Origin of the sequence: Microcystis sp. M53598_WE2 (genome assembly GCF_030067735.1) — a bacterium.
GTDB lineage: Bacteria > Cyanobacteriota > Cyanobacteriia > Cyanobacteriales > Microcystaceae > Microcystis > Microcystis aeruginosa.
Genome location: NZ_JASJFE010000924.1, coordinates 1 through 3,156, shown reverse-complemented (window position 1 = coordinate 3,156; position 3,156 = coordinate 1). Strand labels below are relative to the sequence as shown.

The following is a 3,156-nucleotide window of genomic DNA, read 5'->3' as shown; positions in this document are numbered from 1 at the left end:
AGGGATTAACTGCGTTGAAACGAAAAACTCTATCAAACCAATAACTGATAACTGATAACTGATAGCTGATAACTGATAACTGATAACCGGTAACTGATAACTGATAACTGATATAAATTATGGCTCGTGTAATTGTGGTGACATCGGGAAAGGGAGGAGTTGGTAAAACGACAGTAACGGCGAACTTAGGTTCAGCCTTATCTCAATTAGGCTGTCGAGTCGCCCTTGTCGATGCTGATTTCGGACTGAGAAATCTCGATTTATTGTTAGGATTAGAACAGCGTATCGTTTATACTGCGCTCGATGTGGTGGCGGGAGATTGTAGCCTTGATAAAGCTTTAGTTAAGGATAAAAGACAGGAAAATCTGGTTCTATTACCGGCGGCACAAAATCGCACCAAAGAGGCAATTACTGCCGAGCAAATGAAGGATTTAGTCGCTCAATTGTCAAAAAGTTATGACTATGTATTGATTGATTGCCCGGCAGGAATTGAAATGGGTTTTCGCAATGCGATCGCCGCTGCCCAGGAAGCGATCATCGTTACTACTCCGGAAATGTCGGCGGTGAGAGATGCCGATCGCGTGGTGGGATTACTAGAAAGCGAAGATATTAAGAGTATCCGTCTGATTGTCAACCGGCTGCGGCCAGAAATGATCCAACTTAACCAGATGATCAGCGTCGAGGACATTCTCGACTTATTGGTAATTCCCCTGTTGGGGATTATTCCCGACGATCAAAGAATTATTATTTCCACTAATAAAGGAGAACCATTAGTATTAGAGGAGAAGACTTCTCTCCCCTCTATGGCCTTTAGAAACATTGCCCAGCGTTTACAGGGTCGCGATGTGCCGTTTCTAGATTTAATGGCCGGTCAAGAAGGTTTTCTTACTCGTCTGCGTCGTCGCTTGTTTGGGCCTTAAACTCTCTCATCTCAACCCCTTAACCTACTATGAATGACCTGATCGATAAACTTCTAGCATGGCGCGGTTCGGGCAAAAGTGGCGACCAAGCTAAAAAACGCTTAAAACTTATTCTGGCCCATGATCGCGCCGATCTTAGTCCCGAACTTCTCAATATGATGCGTCAAGAAATCTTAGAAGTGGTCAGTCGTTATCTTGATATCGACACCGAGGAAACCGAGTTACTCTTAGAAAGTGACCAACGGACTACAGCCCTGATTGCTAATTTTCCGATTCGTCGGATCAAACGCCGTCCTTTAACCGAGAAATTGCCATGAAAACTCAACCGATCGAGCTTTGGCTTAGTCTAGCGGTCAGTCCCTTTCTTTTATCCTACTTGGGACTACGTTCTATGAATAATTGGTTGATAGAAGTCGGGAAAGACAGCGAGGAAATCTTTCGGGGCGATCGCTTGCCGCTGCTCAATATTCCCGATCAGTTACCGGTCAACAGTGACCAATAATCCAAGAAAAAAGTCCTTTTGACCCCTGAAAAGAGGCAAAAATAGTGAAATTTTTGTTAAAAATAGGAAAAAATGTGATTCTTTGGGATATAATCTCATTTTTGACAAACCCTAAGAACTAATCATTTCAACAAAGTACATCCCGATATATCAGGGAACAGGGGATAGGGATTTAGGGAGATCGGGATTTAGGGAGATCGGGAAATTTCAGCTAAATTCCCCACTGCCCCACTACCCCAACACCCAACACCCCACCCCCCACTCCTAACTCCTAACTCCTATCTCCTTTTCACTTTTTACTGAAATTATGAGCGTCCTTGTCTCCTCGACCGAAACCGAACAGGATATTTTCAGCACTTCCAACCTGTTTCTGCAGCAAAGACTGAAATTAATCGAAGATTTATGGAAAGAAGTCTTAGTCTCCGAATGTGGTCAAGAATTAGTCGATTTACTGGAATTACTGCGCCATCTCTGTTCTGAGGAAGGACAAGTGACCGATGATAGTCCAGAAGCAACGATCGCCAAAATGATCGAAGACTTGGAACTAGGGGAAGCGATCAAAGTTACCCGCGCTTTTGCCCTCTATTTCCAGTTAATAAATATAATCGAACAACACTACGAACAAAGGGATCAGCAACTACTGCGACGGACGGTGATCGGGGAAGAAAACGAAAGTCCCAAGGCTGACCCAACGCAAAAAAGCCTTTTAGCCACCATTGTCGGGGCCGATTGGCTAGAAAAAACCCTGAACGAGTCCGATCACTCCGGCCCAAAATCGGGACTATTTCACTGGTTATTTCCCTATCTCAAACAGGTTAACGTCCCTCCCCAAGAAATTCAGCGTCTTCTCGATCAGTTAGATATTCGTCTGGTTTTCACGGCCCACCCCACGGAAATTGTCCGTCATACCATTCGCATTAAACAGCGCCGTATCTCAGGCATTCTCGAAAAACTTGACCAAGCAGAAGAAATCTTTCGCAGTATGGGGTTAACTAACTCCAGAGAAGCACAAACAGTCACCAAACAGTTAAAAGAAGAAATACGTTTTTGGTGGCGAACAGATGAACTACACCAATTTAAACCCACCGTCGTCGATGAAGTGGATTATGCCCTGCACTACTTCGATGAAGTTCTCTTTGATTCCCTACCCCAGTTAACCCTGCGTCTGCAGCAAAGCCTACAATCCTCCTTTCCCCGTTTACAAGCGCCGAAAAATAACTTCTGTCGCTTCGGTTCTTGGGTCGGGGGAGATCGGGATGGCAATCCCTCCGTTACCCCCGAAGTCACCTGGAAAACCTGCTGTTATCAGCGCAATCTCGTTATTAAAAAATATCTCGATGCTATTCGCGACCTGACCAGTATTTTAAGTGCCTCCCTGCACTGGTGTCACGTCTTGCCGGAGTTGCTGGACTCCCTGGACAGAGATAAACAGCAAATGCCCGAAATCTATAGCCAGTTAGCAATTCGCTACCGTCAGGAACCCTATCGCCTCAAATTGGCCTTTATTCAAAAACGTCTGGAAAATACGCGTGATCGCAATGATCGCCTCAATGACCCGGAAGAACGACAATTATTAACTAAACTCAACGAAACCAACATCTATCGCTCCGGTTCCGAGTTTTTAGCCGAATTACAGCTATTAAAGCGCAGTCTCTTTCAAACCGGTCTTTCTTGTCAAGAACTCGATCGACTGATCGCCCAAGTAGAGATTTTTGGCTTTGTCCTGACTCAGTT

Annotated in this window: 4 protein-coding genes; all 4 read left to right on the top strand. The window is 44.9% G+C overall.

The features are described 5' to 3' along the window. Positions 1 to 119: 119 nt before the first annotated feature. The gene (minD, locus tag PX636_RS18770; RefSeq protein ID WP_061431756.1) at positions 120 to 920 is read left to right on the top strand and encodes a septum site-determining protein MinD; all 801 of its coding nucleotides are present in this window, start codon (positions 120 to 122) and stop codon (positions 918 to 920) included. A 29-nt stretch (positions 921 to 949) separates the two neighbouring features. Continuing rightward, a complete protein-coding gene (gene minE / locus PX636_RS18765) occupies positions 950 to 1,237 on the top strand; it encodes a cell division topological specificity factor MinE (protein ID WP_004160373.1) in 288 nt (95 codons plus the stop codon). After that, entirely contained in the window at positions 1,234 to 1,422 is a 189-nt protein-coding gene (locus PX636_RS18760; RefSeq protein WP_002797077.1) for a hypothetical protein, read from the top strand. The genes minE and PX636_RS18760 overlap by 4 nt, the downstream gene beginning before the upstream one ends. Before the next feature lie 307 nt (positions 1,423 to 1,729). Next, positions 1,730 to 3,156: phosphoenolpyruvate carboxylase (locus PX636_RS18755; RefSeq protein WP_288118276.1), on the top strand; the 1,427-nt coding region annotated here is incomplete at its 3' end.